A 272-nucleotide genomic window follows, 5' to 3' on the forward strand; every position below is an offset into this window, starting at 1 on the left:
TTTAAGTCCTGTGTGTCTGCCAATTCCACCACCCCGGCAGGACTTATATATGTGGAGCGGAAGACGAGGTTCGAACTCGCGACCCCCACCTTGGCAAGGTGGTGTTCTACCACTGAACTACTTCCGCGTATATATGAAATTAATAAAAGATGCGGGTGAAGGGACTTGAACCCCCACGTCGTAAGACACTAGATCCTAAGTCTAGCGCGTCTGCCAATTCCGCCACACCCGCGTGTGAATATAAATGGTGAGCCATGAAGGACTCGAACCTT

General features: G+C 50.4%; 2 tRNA genes. Both read right to left on the minus strand.

The annotated features are described in order from the left end of the window. Positions 1-52: 52 nt before the first annotated feature. Positions 53-127 (minus strand) — tRNA-Gly (locus LJC66_RS27560). A 23-nt stretch (positions 128-150) separates the two neighbouring features. Further along, positions 151-232, minus strand: a tRNA-Leu gene (locus tag LJC66_RS27565). Between the last annotated feature and the right edge of the window lie 40 nt (positions 233-272).

The sequence above is a fragment of the Priestia sp. TSO9 genome, from assembly GCF_021029645.1.
In the GTDB taxonomy this organism is placed as follows: Bacteria; Bacillota; Bacilli; order Bacillales; family Bacillaceae_H; genus Priestia; species Priestia megaterium_E.